This is a genomic window from Pseudoalteromonas aquimarina (assembly GCF_049257255.1).
Taxonomy (GTDB): Bacteria; Pseudomonadota; Gammaproteobacteria; order Enterobacterales; family Alteromonadaceae; genus Pseudoalteromonas.
The window spans coordinates 320,469-343,284 of sequence record NZ_JBMMUG010000004.1; the positions used below are offsets into that span (position 1 = coordinate 320,469).

13 protein-coding genes are annotated in these 22,816 nt (G+C 38.2%); 7 read left to right on the forward strand and 6 right to left on the reverse strand.

The window, feature by feature from the left end; translation table 11 throughout:
- Positions 1-22: 22 nt before the first annotated feature.
- Positions 23-4,501, forward strand: coding sequence for an EAL domain-containing protein (locus AAEU29_RS12200; RefSeq protein WP_421973600.1), 4,479 nt, complete (start codon positions 23-25; stop codon positions 4,499-4,501).
- Positions 4,502-4,540: 39 nt separating this feature from the next.
- Here AAEU29_RS12200 and AAEU29_RS12205 read toward each other — a convergent pair whose 3' ends face one another.
- Entirely contained in the window at positions 4,541-6,736 is a 2,196-nt protein-coding gene (locus AAEU29_RS12205; protein ID WP_421973601.1) for a fasciclin domain-containing protein, read from the reverse strand.
- A 214-nt stretch (positions 6,737-6,950) separates the two neighbouring features.
- Here AAEU29_RS12205 and AAEU29_RS12210 point away from each other — a divergent pair, with 214 nt between their 5' ends.
- Together AAEU29_RS12210 and AAEU29_RS12215 are read left to right on the forward strand one after the other, a co-directional pair.
- Positions 6,951-8,159, forward strand: coding sequence for an EAL domain-containing response regulator (locus AAEU29_RS12210; RefSeq protein WP_421973602.1), 1,209 nt, complete (start codon positions 6,951-6,953; stop codon positions 8,157-8,159).
- A gap of 125 nt (positions 8,160-8,284) precedes the next feature.
- Positions 8,285-9,085, forward strand: coding sequence for a transporter (locus tag AAEU29_RS12215; protein WP_421973603.1), 801 nt, complete (start codon positions 8,285-8,287; stop codon positions 9,083-9,085).
- Between the two features lie 37 nt (positions 9,086-9,122).
- Here the strand turns inward: AAEU29_RS12215 and AAEU29_RS12220 are convergent, their stop codons facing one another.
- Positions 9,123-9,971: a hypothetical protein gene (locus tag AAEU29_RS12220; protein ID WP_421973604.1), complete on the reverse strand. Its 849-nt coding sequence runs from the start codon at positions 9,969-9,971 to the stop codon at positions 9,123-9,125.
- A gap of 406 nt (positions 9,972-10,377) precedes the next feature.
- Here AAEU29_RS12220 and AAEU29_RS12225 point away from each other — a divergent pair, with 406 nt between their 5' ends.
- Together AAEU29_RS12225 and AAEU29_RS12230 are read left to right on the forward strand one after the other, a co-directional pair.
- The gene (locus tag AAEU29_RS12225) at positions 10,378-11,961 is read left to right on the forward strand and encodes an ATP-binding cassette domain-containing protein (protein ID WP_421973605.1); all 1,584 of its coding nucleotides are present in this window, start codon (positions 10,378-10,380) and stop codon (positions 11,959-11,961) included.
- A 168-nt stretch (positions 11,962-12,129) separates the two neighbouring features.
- Positions 12,130-12,642 carry a GNAT family N-acetyltransferase gene (locus AAEU29_RS12230; protein WP_421973606.1) on the forward strand — a complete coding sequence of 171 codons (513 nt, stop codon included), beginning with the start codon at positions 12,130-12,132 and terminating at the stop codon, positions 12,640-12,642.
- Between the two features lie 79 nt (positions 12,643-12,721).
- On the opposite strand, the gene AAEU29_RS12235 is transcribed toward AAEU29_RS12230, so the two are convergent.
- On the reverse strand, positions 12,722-13,210 hold the full coding sequence (locus AAEU29_RS12235; protein ID WP_421973607.1) for a GNAT family N-acetyltransferase: 489 nt from the start codon (positions 13,208-13,210) through the stop codon (positions 12,722-12,724).
- Positions 13,211-13,307: 97 nt separating this feature from the next.
- On the opposite strand from AAEU29_RS12235, the gene AAEU29_RS12240 reads away from it, so the two are divergent.
- Positions 13,308-14,219: a LysR family transcriptional regulator gene (locus AAEU29_RS12240; RefSeq protein ID WP_421973608.1), complete on the forward strand. Its 912-nt coding sequence runs from the start codon at positions 13,308-13,310 to the stop codon at positions 14,217-14,219.
- A gap of 61 nt (positions 14,220-14,280) precedes the next feature.
- Here the strand turns inward: AAEU29_RS12240 and AAEU29_RS12245 are convergent, their stop codons facing one another.
- From AAEU29_RS12245 to AAEU29_RS12255, 3 genes are read right to left on the reverse strand one after another with little or no spacing between them, the layout of a single operon-like run.
- Positions 14,281-17,379: an efflux RND transporter permease subunit gene (locus AAEU29_RS12245; protein ID WP_421973609.1), complete on the reverse strand. Its 3,099-nt coding sequence runs from the start codon at positions 17,377-17,379 to the stop codon at positions 14,281-14,283.
- Complete coding sequence (locus AAEU29_RS12250; RefSeq protein WP_421973610.1) at positions 17,379-18,488, reverse strand: efflux RND transporter periplasmic adaptor subunit; 1,110 nt, start codon at positions 18,486-18,488, stop codon at positions 17,379-17,381. The genes AAEU29_RS12245 and AAEU29_RS12250 overlap by 1 nt, the downstream gene beginning before the upstream one ends.
- Before the next feature lie 21 nt (positions 18,489-18,509).
- The gene (locus AAEU29_RS12255) at positions 18,510-19,235 is read right to left on the reverse strand and encodes a TetR/AcrR family transcriptional regulator (RefSeq protein WP_421973611.1); all 726 of its coding nucleotides are present in this window, start codon (positions 19,233-19,235) and stop codon (positions 18,510-18,512) included.
- Positions 19,236-19,994: 759 nt separating this feature from the next.
- Between AAEU29_RS12255 and AAEU29_RS12260 the strand changes: the two genes are divergently transcribed.
- Positions 19,995-22,805: a bifunctional aconitate hydratase 2/2-methylisocitrate dehydratase gene (locus tag AAEU29_RS12260; RefSeq protein WP_421973612.1), complete on the forward strand. Its 2,811-nt coding sequence runs from the start codon at positions 19,995-19,997 to the stop codon at positions 22,803-22,805.
- Positions 22,806-22,816 lie beyond the last annotated feature (11 nt).

Sequence of the window (22,816 nt, forward strand, 5' to 3'; positions counted from 1 at the left end):
TCATGGGGCTAGGGTTTTATTTTTGTTTCATAAAGTCATCTCTTTTTGCTTAATTTTATTATTTGCAATCAGCAATGCATATTCTGCTGAATACAGCCGCTATCTTAAAAATTACTCTGTAGAAGAAGGGCTCTCTCAAAGCTATGTAAATCAAACCATTCAAGATGATTATGGGTATTTGTGGGTTGCAACAGACTATGGTCTGAATCGCTTTGATGGTTATGAGTTTGAGCAAATAAGCGGTCCAGATAATATTTTTGCAAATGATGGCATCATTGCAATAAAAAAACTAAAAAATGGTAAGTTAATTGTAAGTACTTACTATACTGGTGCATATTTTCTTGATCCTTTAACGCTTGATGTTACTCGCTTTTACGATGGTAAGTTAATAGAAACAAAAGATGAGTACCTTAGCGTTGAAGAGGTTATTGAAATAGATGACAACTTATGGCTTGCAATTGGTCGTCATCTAGTTTTGTATGATACTTCAACAAACCAAATGAAAATTCAGTTTTCGCTCGCAGAAGTACCTGATTTAATTCGCGCATTATATTTGAAAGATGAATATATTTATTTAGGCACTTCAAAAGGACTGTATGTTTATCACATAGAAACTGGTGGCGCTGGCTTAACACATCATAAACCTTCCGAACTGCCAGACACCGATGATAATAACAATGTTAAGTATTTAGCATGGGATCATCGATTGGGGTTATTGGTTGGCACAGTAGAAGGTTTATATGCAATAAAGCCACATGAAGCAGACTCGAAACCTCGTATGCTTATCCCTGAATTAAATATTTGGGGTGTTGTGAGAAATGCAAATGCTTTTTATATCGCAACAGAAAAAGGCTTATATCGATTTGACCCGATTAATTTAGATCTAAACCTTTTAGCTCAATTCTCTAAGCGCCATCCCTTAGTAAGTAATAATGCGATAAAGGATATTTATCAAGATGATAGTGGCCTTCTTTGGCTTGCTTCAGAATCTAAGGGTGTTTATTACTGGCATCCGGATTTACAAAAATTTTCAAGCTTTAGTAAAGCATCCGGAATAGATTTATCAAATTCTTCAGTTATTGATTTTATTGAAATCGAGCCTGGTATTTTATGGATTTCCACTGAAAATGGATTAACTAAGCTCAATATAAAAACAAAAGAAACAAAACATTTTTTTGTTGATAGTAATCCTAAAAATAAGTTTGGTAATCACTTTATCACAAATGTTTTTGACGCTGGTGATGGCAAAGTATGGCTGGTACATTCAGAAGGGTTAACGTTATTTGATACAGTCAAGGAAGTAGTGGTACCAACGAATTTATCGGCGGAATTGAATAAAGAGTTTTCAGAATTATATGCTTATGGCACATATCCTATTGATAATGGTCGTTTCATTTTTGTTAGTTACAAGGGTCATTACATCCTTGATACGGTAAATAACAGTTTAAAGTCACTTCCTAATTTAGATAAGCATTTTGATACCGAGCTATCGATAGGGTTTAAGAAAAGTTTTGTTGATGATACAGGTGTTCTTTATACCGTAGGTGGTGAAATCTATCATTACAATTACCAAGAAGATACTTATCAATTAATTCATCAACTCGAAAACTATCAAGTACATGATTATAAGTTCGCATCCGATTGGGTACGTGATGCCGATGGCATCGTCTGGATTGCTTATAATGCACATGGCATTTTAGCATTAGATGATAAGTTTCAAGTGCATAAAGAAATTACTTTTGCAGATGGCTTGCCTGATAATCGAGTATTTAGTATTACTCAAAGCGATAATAATTCGTTATGGATTAGCTCACAAAGTGGGTTGATGAAATATGACAAATCACTAGATACCATTAATCAATATACCCATGAACAAGGATTAATTAGTGATGAAGTCTATAACGCACCACATAAACTTAAAGACGGTCGTATAGCGTTTACTTCGCCAGCAGGCATTATTTTGTTTAATGCAAACGATATTGAAAAAGTCGGTAAAGAGAAACCTGTAAAACTATTGGATGTGGAAGTTAAATCGCGTAATAGCAAAACAACTATTGCCAGTATTTTAAAAGATGATTTTTCACTTGAATATGATGATTTTGGTTTGAAATTCCATTTTTCAAATTTTGATTTTGCTAACCAAAAACAAATCAAATATCGTGTGGAACTCGATGGCCCAAGCCATGTTAAATATGATAATTACACTAAAAACAACATCGAATTTACACGACTAACACCAGGTAAATATACATTTAAAGTCGCTGCATACTCTCTTAAAACTGGGTTGGCAGGTAAAACTGAGAACTTCAATTTTGTTGTAAAATACAATCCTTGGACTTCACCGCTTGCTATTATTTGCTATTTACTAGTTTTAATTATTAGCTTTATTTCAGTGTATGTTAGACGTGTTAAACAACAGCATATTTTACAGAAGCTACATGATGATTCGATGGCAGCTAAAGAACGTGCTCGTTTAGCACTGGAAGCAAGTAATAGTGGTGTGTGGGTATACAACAGTCAAGATCACAATATTTATCAAGAACGCATCACTTCTGATCTAGGTTACGGCAAAGAATTGGACGGCAGTCTACATGATCATATGACGTTAATTCATCCCGAAGATCGAAAACGTTTAGATACTGAATGGCGAAACTTCTCACAGGGAAATTCTACTCTTTGGGATGTTACTTACCGGATGTTGTCAAAAAGTGGGGATTGGATTTGGTACCGTGATATGGGTAAGCTTTCCAAAGAAAGTAATACTGACGGAAGCCCTGTTTATACTGGGACGTATACGAATATTAGTGAAACAAAAAATAAAGAGATGCAAGCGCGCCTATATGGCGAAGCGCTTCGTAAAATGAATGAATGGCTGATTATTCTCGATAGCAAATTCCAACTTGTTGCCTCAAATGAAGCTTTTAATAAACGGTTTTCCAAAAAGGGAGAAGATGCAAATCAGGAAACCTTACTTGCCTTATTTAATGAAACGAAACAAGCTGAGTACCGTGAGCAACTGGCTAAGTTAAAAGTGGGCCAACACCTTCGTCGTGAAGAGGTTTGGGTTTTTGATAATGAGCACATTGATGTGCTGTTATCAATTTCAACGATAGGCGAAGAATATATTTCCAATTACGTTGTAGTGGTGACAGACCTTACACAGCAAAAAATCGCTGAGAAAAAGCTAAAACAAATGGCAAATTTCGACCATTTGACGCAACTTGCCAATAGAAGTCTAATAAATGATCGCATTGAACAAGCAATTCTGCATGCCAAGAATAAAGTGGTTGCTGTTTTGTTTATTGACCTTGACCGATTTAAACAAGTAAATGATTCCTTAGGTCATAGTATTGGCGATAGGTTATTAGTTAAAGTTGCAGAACGTATGTCTCGAGTTGTAGGTGAAGAGCATAGTGTTGGCAGACAAAGTGGCGATGAATTTATTATTCTGTTTGAGGATGTAGTTTCACCCGAAGAAGTTAGCCAATATGCGAGTGATCTTAATAAACAGTTAGAAAAACCTTACAATATTGATGGCAATACCATCAATATAAGTTCATCGATTGGCATATCCTTCTACCCGTTTGACGCAGAAACCACCGAAGAGCTTATTCAAAAAGCAGACATTGCAATGATCCACGCTAAAAATAGTGGCCGAAATTGTTATCGTTTCTATACAGAGCAGCTTAATAAAGATGCGCGTAATCGTGTACTTTTAGAAAATGAATTAGTGAATGCTGTAAAGCAAAACCAGTTAACCAACTTTTATCAACCTATTATAAATACCCAGTCACAAAAAATGGTAGGTGTAGAGCTATTGTTACGTTGGTTCAACAAAGAGGAAATGATATCCCCAGGTGTGTTTATTCCACTGGCAGAACAAATTGGCCAAATTGTGACAATAACCGAGCTTGCTTTAGAAAAAGCTACTCGGGAGTTAAAAGACTGGCTTGCCAATGATCGCAACCGCTATTTATCAATAAACTTATCAGCCCTGCATATAGGTCAACCTAATCTTGTTAAAAGTTTTGTGGATATTCTCAATAGCACCGCCGTATCTCCAAGACAAATACGCCTAGAAATTACGGAAGGGATCTTGATTGATGATACGTCCAATGCGCTTGAACAATTACAACGCTTGAAAGATGCTGGTTTTAAGCTGTATTTAGATGATTTTGGTACAGGTTACTCATCCCTTACTTACATTAATCAATTCCCGATTGATGTAATTAAAATAGATCAAAGCTTTATTCGTCAAATGCTTTCCAGTAAGACAAACCAAGCTATAGTTCAAACTATAGCCGTACTTGCTAAAAACTTAGGTACTTATTGTATTGCAGAAGGTGTAGAAGAGCTAACGCAAGTAACCGTATTAAAACGCTTGGGCTGCTATAATTTACAAGGGTTTTACTTTGCAAAACCTGTTCCTGCAAGTACATTTTTAAGTGAAGAATTTCAATCAAATGTAGAACGTAAAATTAGCGCTTGCAAGAATGCTTAAAAAAAGGGGCATTTAAGCCCCTTATACACGAAGGGAGTGTTAATTTAGGGTTTCTGTAATAACAGTATCGATCACATGAATAACACCATTAGTAGTGTAAATATCTTTAGAAACCACATTTGCACCTTGGATCTGTAGGGCAACTTGTGGCAGTGATACTTTCCACCAAACATTATTTACGCCATCACCTTTAGTTTCTCCTGCAGCCATATCTTGTGCAAAGAAGTATAAAGGACGACCCATAAATGCCGCTTGTTTAGTGCCATCAGCACGTGTGATGATGCTTAAACCTTGAATGTTATCTACCATTTCATCAGTAACCATTACTGGTGGCCACGCATCTGCACATGCATCAATACATGTACTGCTAGCTTGACCAAGGTCGTTATCGAACACATATAACGTATAACCTGCTTTGGCAGAACCATTACCACCAACAAGCATTTGATCTGTTGCATCATAAGCAACTTCATCAGACGCCGAATTGGTTGATTCGGTGTAATTGATTAAATCTACTGATACATCATTGTTTGCAAGAGTGTCCACGGCTTTACCATTTGCGGCAAACGCAGAAACCGAATCAATTTCAGCTGCGACAACATGTTGAAGTAATACATTTGTAAGCGCTGTGTTGTCAGCAAGAAGTGCTGAAAGCACATCATCAGGGATTTTATCAAAAGCAGCATTAGTTGGTGCGAAAACAGTATACGATTTAGTTTCATCAGCTAACGCATCAACCAGATTTGCAGCTTGTAATGCAGTTACTAATGTAGAAAAATCTGGGTTAGATACAGCAACTTCAACAATGTTTTGTGTTGGTTCACCTTTAATTGACGGCGGTAAAATTACTTGGTCAACAACATGAATTACACCATTACTTGCAGCTACATTGGCAGCAGATACTTTTGATGTATTGATATATAAATCAGAACCAGATAGTGATAAAGCAGCCATTTGTGTATTAGCCATAGTGACTTTGTTATTTTCACTATTCGCAACTGCAACAGCACCATCCGACATGACTTTTGCATCAGCGATTACATGATAAAGTAACACATTCTTAAGGGCTTCAGTGTCAGCAAGTAGTGCATTTAACGTACTTTCTGGAATTTGTGCAAAAGCGGCATCAGTAGGAGCGAAAACAGTATAGGTAGCTGATTCATCAGCAAGTACATCAGCAAGGCCTGCGGCTGCGGCAGCAATTAATAATGTATTAAATGAACCAGTTTTAGACGCAACCTCAACAATGTTACCAAAAGGCTCAGGCACAGTTACATCGCCTACAATAACAGCATCAATTACATGGATAATTCCGTTAGTAGTGTAGATATCTTTGGTAATTATCTTTGCACCACCGAACATCAATGAATCTGTTTCAGAATTAATAGACACAGGAAATTTTGCGCCAGAGGCTGTTTCTACATCCACACCGTTTAACGTATATGCCGTAACCGAATCAACTTCGCCCATAACAACATGTTGCAATAGAATGCTGCTCAGCACATCTGTATTTTCAAGCAAAGTATTTATGGTTTCTTCACCTAATAGTGCAAAAGCATCATCGGTAGGTGCAAATACGGTGTAAGACTTTGATTCATCAGCAAGTACTGTATCTAGGTTTGTTGCTTGTAGGGCGGCAACTAAGGTGTTAAATGTGCCTGCGCCAACAGCCGTTTCTACGATATTTGTAGTTGGCATGTCTTTGTCTTTAGGTGGCATCAAAACAGCATCGATAACATGAATTATGCCATTGTCGGCCATAATATCCGTTGCGGTAACTGTCACAGTGTTAACAAGCAAACTATCACCGCTTAATGATAAGCCAACATAATCGCCATTGACCATTTCAACCTTTGAACCTGCACTTGAAATTGCTGCAGATGCATCCACTTTGTTACCAATCACATGATAGGTAAGTATATCTGTCAGCGTATCTGTATCAGCTAGTAATGCTTCTAAAGCGCCTTCGGGTAGTAGTTCAAACGCGGCATCAGTTGGCGCGAACACAGTAAAATTCCCGTCAGTGTTTGCAAGGGTTTCATCAAGACCTGTAGCCTCTAGTGCAGCAACAAGTGTTGTAAAATTTCCATCATTTACTGCAACATCAACCACGGTAGTGGCTGCAGGCTCTGGGATGGTTGGTATTTCGACTTTTTCGTTGTTGTCATCGTCATTACACCCAGTTACCACGAGCATTGACGACACTAATAGTGCAGTTTTCAATAAATTTCTCACCGTGTTTATCCTTTTAAATAATTAACTGGCGAGATTTTGTACGCTTAAAAAATTTAACTAGATCAAAGATTCTAAAATTATTCATTTTTCAACTAATAAAAGAGGTTATTCTATGAAAGATAAATAAATAGATTTTTGTAATATTTCAGATTGTTACTAAACTTAAAAATAGGGTTTTAATACTCTGGTATTTCGCAATTGCAAGGAAAGCGGCATGCATAAAAATTTAATTAGAATCGCAATTGTTGATGACAGTAAAACCATGTTATTAACATTAAAAGCAATGCTTAATGGGCTCGGTTACCCCAATATCGAGACCTTCTCTTCTGCGCGCTTAGCGTTTGGAATAGTGGAAAAGGATGTTAATGCGTTTCACTGTATTTTAACTGATTTAAATATGCCAGAGTACGATGGTATGGCGTTTATTCGTCAACTTGGAGAAATAGGTTACCCCGGTGGCGTTGCTATAGTTTCTGAAATGGATGAGCGGGTGATTGCACTCGCTGCTGATTTAGCAAAAATTCATCATATTAGGTTAATTGGTAATCTCTCAAAACCTGTCAGTATTAAGCAAATTGAAATGGTGTTAGACCGGCTTAGTACGCTAAACGTCGTTAAACAACAAACGCTGCAATACCTTTCTGAACAAGAGCTAATTGATGCCATCGAAAACCAACAAATCGAACCTTACTACCAACCTAAAATTAATAGCATTACAAACCGAGTTGAAAGCCTTGAAATTTTAGCGCGTATTGTCAAACCAGGACACATAGATGCTATTTTACCGCAGCATTTCTTACCAACGGCAGTTGCTTTAGGTATCGAAAATATTGTCACATTCCAATTGGTCGAAAAAGCTGCAAGGCATTACTCAGAACTGAAAGTTCTGTTTGATCATGATTTTAAATTAGCGGTTAATCTTTCACCAAAGCAAATGCAGGATTACTTTTGTGCTCAGCAAATGGCCACGATTTTATGTGTTAACGGCTTAGAACCTAATCAATTTATTATTGAAGTAACTGAAGAATACGCACTTAGAACACCTGAACAGCTAGAAACACTTAACCGCTTACGTATGAGTGGCTATGGCATTGCGCTAGATGATTTTGGTACCGGTTTTACTAATTTAAACCAGCTTAGAACATTACCCTTTACTGAAATAAAAATTGATCGCAGTTTTATTTCAAGTATCCGTGATGACAAATTTTCGCAAGTTATCGTTAAGTCATTAATCGACGTGGCAAAAGAGCAAAAAGTAGAACTAGTTGCTGAAGGTGTTGAAGATGTTGAAGATTTAGAATACTTGCAAAAGAGTGAAATTGGTATTTTACTGCAAGGGTTTTTTATTTGCCGTCCTAAACCAATTAAAGAAGTCATGCGCTGGTATGCAAAATGGAAACAAATGACCGAAACACCTCTCTAAGTGTACTTATAAATAACAGTTTAATTGAGATATAAAATCTGAATAAAAAACAACCTTAAACACTGTTCTTTGTACTTAAACCACTATAAAGTAATGTTGTTTTTATGGCTTTAAGGAAAAAGCGAATGAAAGTAACTTATCCACTTATCACTTTTACAATTTTATCTTCACTGACTTCTTTTAATTCAATAGCAGCCGATACTGCTGACATTGCTAAAAAACTGCAAAACCCAGTTGCTGATATGATCAGTGTGCCTGTGCAATTTAATTATGATCAAAATATTGGTTTAAACGATCAAGGCGAACGCTGGCTTACCAATATTCAGCCAGTAGTCCCATTTGATTTAAATGACGACTGGAATTTAATATCGCGCACAATTATTCCTGTTGTTAATCAAGATTTTGGTAATTTTACGGAATCAGGTATTGGTGACATAGTACAAAGCTACTTTTTTTCACCGAAACAAGCTACTGATAATGGCTGGATTTGGGGCGCTGGTCCTGTTTTAATGTTTCCTACGGCTTCTGAGCCTATGTTTGGCACTGAAAACTGGGGAATAGGGCCTACGGCAGTTGTATTAAAGCAAGATAACGGTTGGACATATGGCGCTTTAGCTAACCACATTTGGGGCTTTGGTGCAGATAAAAACAAAGGTGAAACAGATGTAAATGCGACCTTTATACAACCCTTTATTGGCTACACATGGCCATCTGCAACATCGCTATTTTTAAACAGTGAAACAACAATTGATTGGGAAAATGATGTTGAATCAGTACCTATCAATTTGGTTGCAAGCCAAGTAGTTAAATTTGGTGACAATGTATTTAGCATTGGAGGTGGTTTGCGCTACTGGACAAAATCACCAGAACCGGCAGCCGAAGGGTTAGGCGTACGCTTAATGGTAACTTGGTTAATTCCTCAGTAGATTTCATTAATGTATTAGTGATCTGAGAGCTTTAAAACTACCGGATCACTAACCAATCTTTAACATGGTCATTAATAAAGCCACTTTGACGGTAAGCTTTTTCTATTTGGCCTTTTTCGCGAAGAATCGAAAGGCCTTTCTCAATTATTTCATAAATCTGTTTATTTTCTTGTCTTGAATTTGACACTACAAAGTGCCGACTGCCAGGAAGCTTAACTTTAAAACCTTTGATTGGCACAAATCGTTTGCCGTCCTGTGTGAAACTCAGGTCACTTGTATTATAAAATGCAGCTAACATCACATCGCTACGACCCTTAATAATCATATCAGTCATCTGTGTGAATTGACTTACATTATCAAGGTGTTTAAAGCCAATCGCCGACATAATTTTCCAGTCAACTTGCCAGTGTTGGTTTGATATAGCGTGTAACTGCCTCAAATCAGCAAGTTCAGTTACAGCAGTTGCTTTTTTATTTTCTTCAGAAGTATAAAACCCAGCTTCAGCCTCGCCATTGCGAAGCAGTGGTGAGGAAATAAATACACTTTCTTTAATCGATAACGAATCCGATTGCCAAACAGCGGTGACACTTAAATCTAACATGCCTTGCTCTAATAATCGTAAACGTCTTTTATAATGGTCTGCTTGAACAAATTCAATTTTACCATCATAACCGCCGTAATAAAGAGCCTGTAAAAGCAATACTTGTTCGATTACATCACGATAGGCAAGTGGTCCAGAGTAATCAGTGATTGATTGAATAGGGCGGTTGTTTATGAACTGTTCTACATGCGTCTGTCCTTCAAGTTGAACACCAATGCGAAGAGCGGCATTAACATATGGCGAAACCAAACAACATAACACTGCACAGAAAAGCCAAATACGCATCTTGAATCCTTTTACATATATAAATCCTATTTACAACAATGATTTAATCATAATTATTTTGTTAAAGCAGCTTTAGCGTTTAATTTTATAAAAAATAATCATTAGGTTAGAAGTAGGTTGAGTTGTAAATAAAGTCATAAAAAACAGCAATGGAATAAAGGTTTTCAATTTTTATATTGTATCTTGCTTATAATTCAGGCACAGTTTCCGTACTTACCTTTTTGGAGTCGACGCCGACATGAACAACTAACTCCCATACAACACAAACATTTTGTTTTCTGTTCGGGATTAGTGGGCGTTACTTCGTCGATTTTCTATAAATTTTTTGTATGTTTTAACAACATAAAACTACGGCAATTAGCGCCATAACGCTTATCCCGTTTTACTTTTGTAAAGGGAGGCTGTTATGCCACACATTATTATTTCAAATTTCACTAAGCAACTTGGCAATAAAGTTTTATTCAATAATCTTAATTTGACACTTCAAAACGGTGTTTATGGCATTGTTGGTAGCAATGGTTCGGGCAAATCGACATTTTTAAATGCATTAAATGAAGTAAATCTGGGCACTAATACCATTCAGTTGTTTGGTATGAGTATTTTGTTTTCACAACTATCAACAATACCAAATCAAAATATAGCTCAATATCTAGGTGTAGATAAGCAGCTAAAAGCGTTTAATCAAATCGAAGCGGGTATTGCAAATGATACTGACTTTGAATTACTTAATGAACAATGGCATTTACCACATAAAGTGAATGCTTTATTAGCTGAGCTTGGGTTACCAGAAGACCCTTTTATGTCATGTAAAAATTTAAGTGGGGGGCAATTAGCACGGTTAAAATTGCATTTATGTTTTGCTAGTGATGCAGACATTTTACTTTTGGATGAGCCTTCTAATCACTTAGATAGTAAAGGCAAAGAGTGGCTGATTTCATCCATAAACAAGTTTAAAGGGCTGGTGTTAATTGCAAGTCATGATGAGCAGGTATTGAATTGTGTAGATAACATTTTGCACTTTAATAATAACAGTGTTCAAAGTTACCCTATGGACTATCAAACGTTCAAAAAGCACTTTACCAGTGAACAGGTGTCTTTATTAGCTAAAATAGATCATGAAAAGGCGGCGCAAAGAAAGCTTAAAAAAGTAGCTCAGCAAAGCCTCGAAAAAGCCCAGCAGCGTGCTGCACAAGGGAAGAAATTACGCGCGTCAGGCAGCCAAGCCAAAGTGCTATTAGATGCTAAAAAGAATGCTGCCGATAAAACAAAAAGCAGGCTTATATCGATGCAGCAACATCGATTAAGTGATGCAAAAGAAAAACTGGCAAACCTCACAACACAGCAATCTTCGTCTAAATCACAACATTTTTACCTTAACCAAGCGGAGCATCATAAAGAGAGTACTTTGCTTACAATAGAAGATTGGCAATGTGCCTATTTAAATAGCTCAAGTGTCTCGTTTACAGTAAAACAAACAAATCGAATTTGGCTAAAAGGGCCAAACGGTTCAGGCAAGTCAACGCTATTAAAAGCTCTCACAGATGCAGAAAGTACCTCGCCATTTATTACTTTTAAAAGTGGTGACATTACCTATTTAGATCAACATTATGTGTGGTTAGATAGGTTTTCTTCAAGCCTAGACGCCTTAATGACGATATCTAGTAATTTGACCGAGCAACAAGCAAGAAGCTTGCTTGCAGGCGTAGGTTTTAAAGGTGATAAGGTTTTTTCAAACACATTAAGCTTAAGCGGCGGTGAAAAAATGAAACTGGCGATGTTATGTGTAAGTTATGCCAAAGAAAATGCGTTATTACTGTTAGACGAGCCTGACAATCATTTAGATATTGAATCTAAAGCGCAATTAGCAAAGGCGTTATCAGCATATCAAGGCGCTTTTATACTTGTAAGCCATGATAATTACTTTGTAAATTCATTGAATATCAATATGATAATAGATATACAGGTTGGGCAAACTTTTGCAGTAAATTAAAAATGTTGCTCTGTAGTAACATTTAAAGTATTTCTGAACAAAGAGCCTATTTATTTTTGCACTGCAATACTATTTTAAGGCGGTGTGTTATTAGTGATTGCTTGGTAAAGTCATACGCGTATTTTTACCGCTAAATCAATGAATTCATGACTTCAGCACAGGTGCCTTTTGCTTAAATTAAGACGATTAACAATTGATGATAAAGACGCACTCGTTAATTATTTAAACGATGCGTCTGTCACACAGTATTTATCAAGTAATATTCCATCTCCTTACGCACAAGAAGATGCAATTTGGTTTATCACCAAAGGCAGTTTAGAAAATGCGATGGTTAGAGCAATAGAACGAAACGATAAATTGTGTGGTGTCATTGGCGTATATTTAAAACAAGCTGAATATGCGCATAGCGCTGAAATTGGTTATTGGTTAGGGAAAAATTTTTGGCAACAAGGGATTGCAACTACTGCGGTCAAACTATTTGTTGATGATATTTTTAGTAAAACACAGATTTCACGTATTTATAATCCGGTAACGAGTGCAAATATCGGGTCTATCCGAGTTTTGGAAAAAGCAGGGTTTGTAAGGGAAGGGGTGTTAAAACAGTCTGTTAAACATCAAGGCAAATTGTATGATGAATACCTTTACGCCATAACAAAATCGTTTAAAAGCGAAGGTGATTAGTAAAACACCTTCGCTGTTTATTGTTAGCCTAAACTCGGGCTAAAAAGTTAACTCACAATTTTTTCCGAGCTCAGGTGAGTTACGCTTTACCCTTTTCAGCGAATTGTAAAAGAGTATCACCACTCATGCGGTAACCAATCCATTCATGTTGAGGCTCTGCACCCAGTGACTCATAAAATTCACGTGATGGTGTGTTCCAATCTAAACAGCTCCATTCAAATCGACCGCAGCTTTTATCAACAGCGATTTGTGCTAAGTGTTTTAATAGTGCAATGCCAGCACCCTTACCACGATGCTCTGGTGAAACATAGAGATCTTCTAGGTATAAACCAGGTTTAGCAAGCCATGTTGAATAGTTGTAGAAGAACACAGAAAAACCAATTGCTTTACCCTCTAATTCACAAATTAAACCGTGAACACCAGAGTGCTCAGCAAACATAGTTTGTTTAATGGTGTCAGGTGTGGCTAATACTTCATGTTCAGCTTTTTCATAAATCGCTAGCTCTTTAATGAAATACAAAATTGTGTCGACATCGTTTATCGTTGCTGGACGAATAGTTAAGCTCATGGAAACCTCATCTAGAAAATTTGCAGCTAGTTTATGTTTAAATGGATAATGAAACCAATGCATAATAAACATAAATACATGAATATTGATCATAATTATGAATGTAAAACAGTTTGATTTAAATTTACTCATCTTATTTCATAAACTTTATTTAACAGGCTCTGTAAGCCAAGCTGCAGATGAAATGTGTATAAGCCAGTCTGCATTTAGCCATGCTTTAGCACGTTTAAGAAAGAGTTTGAACGACCCGCTTTTTGTCCGTGAAGACAATCAAATGAAACCGACAGAGCGCGCGCATTTACTTGCTAACTATACGGAAAAAGCACTGCCGCTGATTGAACAAGGCCTTAGTCGTGTCGCACCATTTGAACCGCTAACAAGCGAAAAAACCTTTCGTATTGCAGCAACAGATTTCTCAGAGTTTTGCTTATTGCCTAAATTAACTAAGCATTTTGCAACCGTTGCACCTAAAGTAAAATTGCAAGTTTTACCAGCAAGCCCATTGCCAGTGAAGCAACAACTTTCGCAAGGCAATTTAGATTTTGTTCTTGGTTTTCAACATAAAGATAGCGAAATGGAAGGGGTTAAACACTTAACTTGGTTAAGTGATGAATATGCAACCTTAGTGTGCCAACATCATAAAGATATCAAACAGCAAATTACCTTAGAGCAATTTTTAGCTCAAAAACATATTTTAATTGCACCATGGGGCGAGAATGCTGGAGTTGTAGATCACGCACTTGCGAGTTTAGATTTAACTCGCGACATTGGTGCTCAACAAGCGAGTGTTCTCGTTGCTCCCTATTTACTGCCTAATAGTGATTACGTGTTAACCATGCCTAAACGCATCGCTACCTTAGTAGCGGACGACTTAAAATTACAAGTTCTCAAACCACCTATTCATATTCCTAACTATTTTTTACAGTTGTATTGGCATGCAACGAAGTCAAATAATGCAGCAACTACGTGGTTTGTAGAGCAGGTTGAAAGGTTATTTGTTGAATCGTGAAATCAAGTAATTCACTAAACATTGTTAAAAAGCCAGTCTGATTGACTGACTGGCTTTTGCTTTAAAGGCTAGTTTTAAATTGAGTGTGTGCGAGTGCTTCTTCAGATTCCATCTCACCACGGTGATCTTTTGCTAACTTTTCATAAAGTAACGGCAAAACAATTAAGGTGAAAAAGGTACCAATTAACATTCCCGCGACTAAGATAATACCAATACTGTTACGGGCTTCTGCACCAGCACCTGTCACTAATACCAGTGGGAAATGACCTAAAACGGTGGCTCCCGTTGTCATTAGTATTGGGCGTAATCGGGTTGCTGCAGCACCTTTTACCGCATCCAACTTAGATTTCCCTTCAAGCTGTAAATGATTAGCAAATTCAACAATAAGAATACCGTTTTTAGCAATCAAACCAATCAGGGTTATAAGACCAATTTGGCTATAAATATTAACGGTTGTTAGTGATAAAAATGGCAACATTAATGCGCCTGCAAGAGCAAGGGGCGCACAGCCTAAAAGCACCACAAGAGGGTCGCGGAAACTATTAAACTGAATTGTTAGTAAGAAATACACCACTATCATTGAAACAAGTAACACACCAACCATGGTATTACCTTCTTTGCGCAGCTGACGCGATTCACCAGCATAATCAATTGAGTAATGTTTTGGTAAAATGTCAGCAGCAATTTGCTCAATCGTACTTAAACCTTGCTCTTTTGTGATGTGTGGCAATACACCAGCTAAAATTCTAAATGAACTTTGCTGGTTAAAAGAACCAAGTACACGCGGGCTTGTGAAAGTACGCAGTGTCGCAAATGAAGACACAGGAATAAGTTCACCACTGCCTGTACGTATTTTCATGTCGAGAATGTTTTCAGGATTATAACGTTCGTTTGCGCCAACAATGGGGATAACGCGGTATGCTTTACCATCTTTGTTGAAGTAATTTACAAAGTTATTGGACATTAAAATACTTAGCTGATCGTTTACTGACTGTAGGTTAAGCCCTAAATCGGCAATTAACTCACGGTCAATTTCAAGCTCTGCTTGCGGTAAATCGATTTTTAAATCGGTGTTTACAAACATAAAGCTGCCACTTTCATTGGCTTTAGCAATGATTTGATCAGCGTACTCTTTCATTACTTCAGGTTTGTCGTTTGCACGTAATACTACTTCAACATCAAATTGCCCTGCAGTAGGCAGTGACGCAGGTAAAATAGGGAACAAACTTAAACCGGTAACACTACCAAGTCTTGCGTATAAATCAAACAGCAAATCATGTACGGAGTTTTCGCGCTCTTCGTATGGTGCAAGTTCAACCCCACCAAACCCGGCAGCCGCAGTAATAATTTGCCAGGTAAATTTCCCGCCTTCCGTTGCATTCATAACTACTGCAGTGTCGTTCATTTTAGTTGCAGTATATTCTTGTGACGATTCAGGCGGTGCTTCAACCACGACTTGAATACTGCTTTGATCTTCAATTGGCGCCAGCTCTTTTTGTGACAATAAGTAAAATGGCGCTGATAAAAGTGAAAACACAATTGCCACAAAGAACACCTGAGGGCGAAGTGCAAATAGCTTATCAAGTGCATTAAAATAGAACGCTTGTAAGCGGTCAAAGTAGCCATTCACTTTTTGTGTTAATTTACCTTCTTTACCACCTTCAGCATTTACCCATGCACTCATAATTGGCGACAAGGTCACGGCAACAACCCCTGAGATTAATACTGCAATGGCAAGAGTAAAAGCGAATTCGCGAAACAAGAACCCTGTTAGACCTGTCAGAAAACCAATAGGTGCATAAACCGCTGCTAAAGTAAGCGTCATCGCAATCACTGGTACTAATAATTGGCGCGAACTGATAAGTGCTGCTTGCCAACGAGGGCGACCTTCGCGCATATGACGGGCGACGTTTTCTACTACAACAATGGCGTCATCTACCACTAAACCTACGGAAAGTACTATCGCGAGTATTGTGAGCAGATTAAGTGAAAAGCCCATCATGTAAATTACGGCAATGGCGCCTAATATAGAAATTGGAATAGTGATAAGTGGCACCATAGCGGTTCTAAACGAGCCCATCATGGCAAGCACTACAATCCCTACAAGCAAAACGGTTTCGCCGAGCGTGGTAAAAATCTCTTTGATTGAGTCACGCATGTACAAGGTACCATCGTAACCAATTTCAATGTGTAAACCATTCGGTAAAACATCGTTTATTTGATCAAGTTTTTCGTAAAGTGCATCACCAATAACAATTTCATTTGCTCCTGGTAATGCCCACACAGCTAAAAATACAGTGTCGTGGTCATCTAAACGGGCAGTAACCATACCTTCAGCTTCGCCAATTTCAATTTTGGCAACGGTGCCTAAACGCAGTTGGACTCCATCACTTTCTTTGATCACTAAATTTTCAAAATCAGCAATGCTTTTAAGCGATGTATTGGCCATCAAATCAATGCGCTGACGACTATTTTCACTATAGCCAAGGGTGGCAATAGTGTTATTTGCTTGCAGGGCTTGAAATACATCCACAGCACTTACGTTATAAACTGCGAGTTTGTCAGTATCTAACCAAATACGCATTGCGGGGTCGCGGCCACCTTCTAGCGTTACTTTCTGAACGCCTGGAATATCGCTCATTTGTGGCACAATGTTACGAGTTAAATAATCACTTACTTCACTGCGGGGTAAGTCTTGCGATTGTACATCGAGGTAAAAAACGGCGTATGGGCTATCAGCACGTACAATTTGAATTGCAGGGTCTTCTGCACCGGTTGGCAGCTCAAATTTTATTTGATTTAGCTTAGTTGTGAGCTCCGCTAATGCATCAGTGGTGTTGTGATTTAATTCTAGCCAAGCAGTTACCTTGCTAAGACCTGCTGTGGTAATTGAATCAACATAATCTACCCCAGGTACTGTAGAAGTTACGCGCTCGATTGGTTCTGTAACGTACCCTTTTACAACATCAGCAGCAGCACCGGTATAAACTGTGTTAATTACAAGCGATGCACTTTCTATTTTAGGGTATTGCTGGACTGAAATTTTTTGCGCAGCATTGATGCCCGCTAATACAATTAGTACAGAGAGCACAATGGCTAATACCGGGCGGTTTACAAAAATATCCATAAAGGATGGCTTATTTTCATGTAATGCACTCATTACAAGCCTCCAGTATTTGAGCTATCTTGTGCAGTTTCGGTGGTATACACCAATAAGTTTTCTTTTAGTTTGAAGGCACCTTCGCTTGCAATAAACTCACCTGCGTTTAAACCACTTAAAATTAACTGTTGAGCCGCATTTTTATCGCCAAGTACAACTTTAATTGGCTTGGCACGCCAATTTTGTTGTTCATCTTTTTCAAGCTTATAAACAAAATCACCAAAGTGATTGCGTGTTACCGCATTCGTTGGCACAGATACTGCGCTCATGGCTTCAATAGGCACAAAAACACTCACAATTTGATTATGATATAAACTGTTATTCTCATTACTTAGTTCAGCACGATAACTTTGTTGGCGAGAATTGATATCGATATTAGGTGCCGTTGCAATAATTTTCGCGCTGAGTTTATTACCTTGAGCCGCTTGTTTTATTAAAGCAATTTCTACCGTATCACCGATGTTTAAACGGGGTAGGGTTTGCGGTACTGAAAAGTCCACCCAAATGTTAGCATCTAAACCAACAAGCGTTGTAATTTGACTATTCACATCTAGCAGCTGGCCAACTTGATATTGATTTAAGCCAATGCGCCCAGAAAAAGGTGCCTTAATTGTCTTTTTATTAATGATCGATGTTAAATTTGCAACTTCCGCTTTTGCAACGCTTACATTTGCATCAGCTTTATCAACTTCGTCTTGGCTGATACGTTTTTGCGCTAAAAGTTTTTCAACGCGCACAAGTGTCGACTCTGCTAGTTTAAGGCGAGCTCGAGCTGCACTTAAATTAGCTTCTTCAATGCTAGTATCTAATTTAATTAGCAACTGGTCTTTTTCTACAATGTCACCAGGTTTAAAACCAATGTCAGTGATGGTCCCTGCATATTCGTTGCTTAACGTTAAAATACTCGGCGCTTGAACTTGACCAACTACTTTAACAGTTTTGACATGCTCAACGGATTGCGCATAAGTACTTTTAACACTTGCCGATGGTTCAGGAAAAGATTCGGCAAAGGCAATCATCGCTTGTATTTGGCTAAATTTGGTAATGCCAAGTCCTAAGACAACAATGATTATAAGGATAATGGCTGCGAGCCAGCGTTTAATGTTCATACCTACTCCATTTGTAATGTTCTAACGCAAATTTAAATTAATTAATTCTTTTTCAATGCGAACTAACGCCGCATCGTCAATGGCTTGTTTCCACGGATAGGTATTAAGTAAACGTACCGTGCTTCTAATAATAGGGTGATTTAATGACATTGGTTCAAAAAGCGACTCTGTGCCCTCGGTAATTTGTTGAGTTTGTCTAACGCGCTGTACTTGTTCGTATCCAACTGTCATGGCCCAGCCACTGATGATAATTTCCTCAATAACTTCAGATAAATTAGGCACATCTTTAAGCTCACCCGAGCTGATACCTTCAGTTAGAGTTAATTTGAATGCATGCTCGCAACAATTGCAGGCTTGGATCATTTTCTCTGTCCACATGCGAGAAGCGCGCTGAATAACGGCTGTGTTGGTTGCATACGATTGTAACTCGTAATCAAAACTAAAGCGTTGCAACGCCTTTGGTGAGACTAAGCACACAGCAAGAATTTTTTCAGGTGTCGGTAACGGTAGGTTAAGTACCGTTTGAAAGACTTTTGAAAAATGGCTAAATGACTCACACGCTAATGCCAAAACGATGTCTTCTTTACTTTGCACAAATTTATAAACCGAACCCATGGAGAGCCCTGCAAGGCGAGCGACCTTGGCCATAGTGAAATCTGTTACAGATGATTCGTTAATGCATTGCTCTGCTGCATTTAAAATCATCTTTTCTTGCTCTTGTAAGCTGTATTTTGGTGCTGGAGCCATATTGATACCTTTACAATTCTCTTTGGTAATTGTGTTCGAATGGTATTCGAATGGCGTTATTCTAGTTCAGCTAAGGTTAATGTCAATTAAAAATGCGCAATTATTGCTCTTGTTTTATTTGTAGTAAGAAAATTAAAAATGCTTTGTAAAAATGTAAGTTTTGAAGGTTGGTAAATAAAAAGTTGATGTCAGCATAGGCTCTTTGTATAGAGACTATGTTGTATTTAATGAGTATTCATAATGAAACGATGAGAATCAAAACTGATCAATAAATTTTCTAAAACTCCAAGTTATTTAGCAATTTCAAGATGAATAGTGAAAAACAAATTACGTTAATTGAGAGAGGTATGTTCAAATATTGACCTTAATTATGTTTTTAAAAACCATTATAAATACTATTTATAATGGGTATTGTTATGGTAAATCTTGCTATTGTTCTTAGCATGTTACAATCGTAGAAAATAGATATATGGTGAAGTTAGCCAATTAAAAATAGGCAACTGTATATAAGCAATTGCCCATATATAAAGCGTTTAACGCAGTATTTTTTTGAAAGTTAACTTATTAGTAATAGTAATTATTATCAATAATTTAATGGGTGTTTGATGCTTTGCTTCATCATAGTGACCACTAAGGTTATCAATTAGTATTAATTTGCTAAATTTTTTATGTTTTTTGAACTCTACAACTTCGTAGGCTAGTTTAAATCATGTAAAATAATTAGTTCATATCTTTTCAAAAACACGTCGAGAGTTTTTTATGAGTTTGTATACAGAATACATGGCGGAAATCCAAACCCGTAAAGCGGAACTTGGATTAAACCCTAAGCCAATTGATAGTGCAGAGCTACTATCTGAAATCATTGCTCAAATCAAAGATACAACAAATGAGCACCGTGAAGATTCATTAAAGTTTTTCATTTACAACACGCTTCCAGGGACTACTCCTGCTGCGGGTGTAAAAGCAGCATTCTTAAAAGAAATTATTCTTGGTGAAGAGAGTGTTGCTGAAATTACAGCTGAATTTGCATTTGAGCTACTTTCACACATGAAAGGTGGTCCTTCAATCGCTGTATTACTTGACCTTGCACTAGGTAACGATGAAGCAGTTGCAAAACAAGCTGCAGACGTACTAAAAACACAAGTATTCCTATACGATGCGGATACAACACGCTTACAAGACGCATTCAAAGCAGGTAATGCGATTGCGAAGGAAATTCTTGAAAGCTACGCAAATGCTGAGTTCTTCACAAAACTTCCTAACATTCCAGAGAAGATTGAAGTTGTAACTTACATTGCAGGTGAAGGTGATATCTCAACTGACTTACTTTCTCCAGGTAACCAAGCGCACTCACGTGCTGACCGTGAACTTCACGGCCAATGTATGATCACACCTGAAGCACAACAAGAAATCGTTGCGCTAAAAGAAAAGCACCCTAACGCGAAAGTAATGCTTATCGCTGAAAAAGGTACTATGGGTGTAGGTTCTTCACGTATGTCTGGTGTGAACAACGTTGCACTTTGGGCAGGTGAGCAAGCAAGCCCTTACGTTCCTTTCATCAACATCGCACCTGTTGTTGCAGGTACTAACGGTATCGCGCCTATCTTCCTTACTACGGTAGATGTAACGGGTGGTATTGGTCTTGACCTTAAAAACTGGGTTAAGAAAGTAGACGCTGACGGCAACACAGTTACTGATGAAAATGGCGATGCAGTATTAGAAGAAGCTTACTCAGTAGCAACAGGAACGGTATTAACTATCGACACTCAAGCTAAGAAGCTTTACAACGGTGACAAAGAGCTAGTTGATGTATCTTCTGCTTTCACACCACAAAAAGTTGAATTTATGCGCGCAGGTGGTTCTTACGCGGTTGTATTCGGTAAGAAGCTTCAAACACTTGCTGCTGAAACACTAGGTGTTACTGCACCTGCGGTTTACGCACCTTCAAAAGAGATTTCACATGCAGGCCAAGGCCTTACTGCTGTTGAGAAAATCTTTAACCGTAATGCAGTAGGTGTTCAGTCTGAAACGCCACTACACGCAGGTTCTAACGTTCGTGTACGTGTAAACATCGTAGGTTCTCAAGATACAACAGGTCCTATGACGTGTCAGGAACTTGAAGCAATGGCTGCTTCAACGATTTCTCCACTTGTTGATGGTGCATATCAGTCTGGTTGTCACACGGCATCAGTTTGGGATTCAAAAGCGCAAGCTAACATTCCAAAACTTATGGCGTTCATGAACAAGTTTGGCCTTATCACAGCGCGTGACCCTAAGGGCATCTACCATTCAATGACTGACGTAATCCACAAAGTATTAAACGATATTACTGTGGATGACCGTGCAATCATCATCGGTGGTGACTCACACACGCGTATGTCTAAGGGCGTAGCATTCGGTGCTGACTCTGGTACGGTAGCACTTGCTTTAGCAACAGGTGAATCGGCAATGCCAATTCCTGATTCTGTTAAAGTAACGTTTAAAGGCAACATGGCTAAGCACATGGACTTCCGTGACGTAGTACACGCAACGCAAGCACAAATGCTTAAGCAATTTGGCGGTGAGAACGTGTTCCAAGGTCGTATCATTGAAGTTCACATTGGTACGCTAATGGCTGACCAAGCGTTTACTTTCACTGACTGGACTGCAGAAATGAAAGCGAAAGCGTCAATCTGTATTTCAAACGACGAAACGCTTATCAAGTCAATTGAACTTGCTAAGAGCCGTATCCAGATCATGATCAACAAGGGTATGGAAAACGAAGCGAAGACACTTCAAGGTCTTATCGACTTAGCTGACGAGCGTATCGCAGGTATTAAGTCTGGTGAACAACCAGCACTTGCACCGGATGATAATGCTAAGTACTACGCCGAAGTTGTAGTTAATCTTGACGAAATCGTTGAGCCAATGATTGCTGACCCAGACGTAAACAACGAAGATGTTTCTAAGCGTTATACACACGACGTTATCCGTCCGGTTTCTTTCTACGATGGCAAGCCAGTTGACCTTGGTTTCGTTGGTTCTTGTATGGTTCACAAAGGTGACATGCAGATCATCGCACAAATGCTTCGTAACCTAGAAAAACAAAACGGTTCAATCGAGTTTAAAGCGCCACTTGTTGTTGCGCCACCAACATACAACATTGTTGATGAGCTTAAAGCTGAAGGTGATTGGGAAGTACTTGCTAAGTACGCAGGTTTTGAGTTTGACGATAACAATCCGAAAACAGCTGCACGTACTAAGTACGAAAACATCCTATATCTAGAACGCCCAGGTTGTAACTTATGTATGGGTAACCAAGAAAAAGCAGAACCAGGTGATACTGTTATCGCAACATCAACGCGTCTTTTCCAAGGCCGTGTTGTAGCAGATACTGCAGAGAAAAAAGGTGAATCACTACTTGGTTCAACACCATTAGTAGTTCTTTCAACTATTCTTGGTCGCTTCCCAACAATGGCTGAATACACAGCAGCTGTTGAGGGCATTGACCTAACTGCGTTTACGCCACTTGAAGAAGAACTAACTACTAAGTACGGTTCTGAGCAAGCAGTGCCAGTTAAAATGGTTTAATAAACCGATTT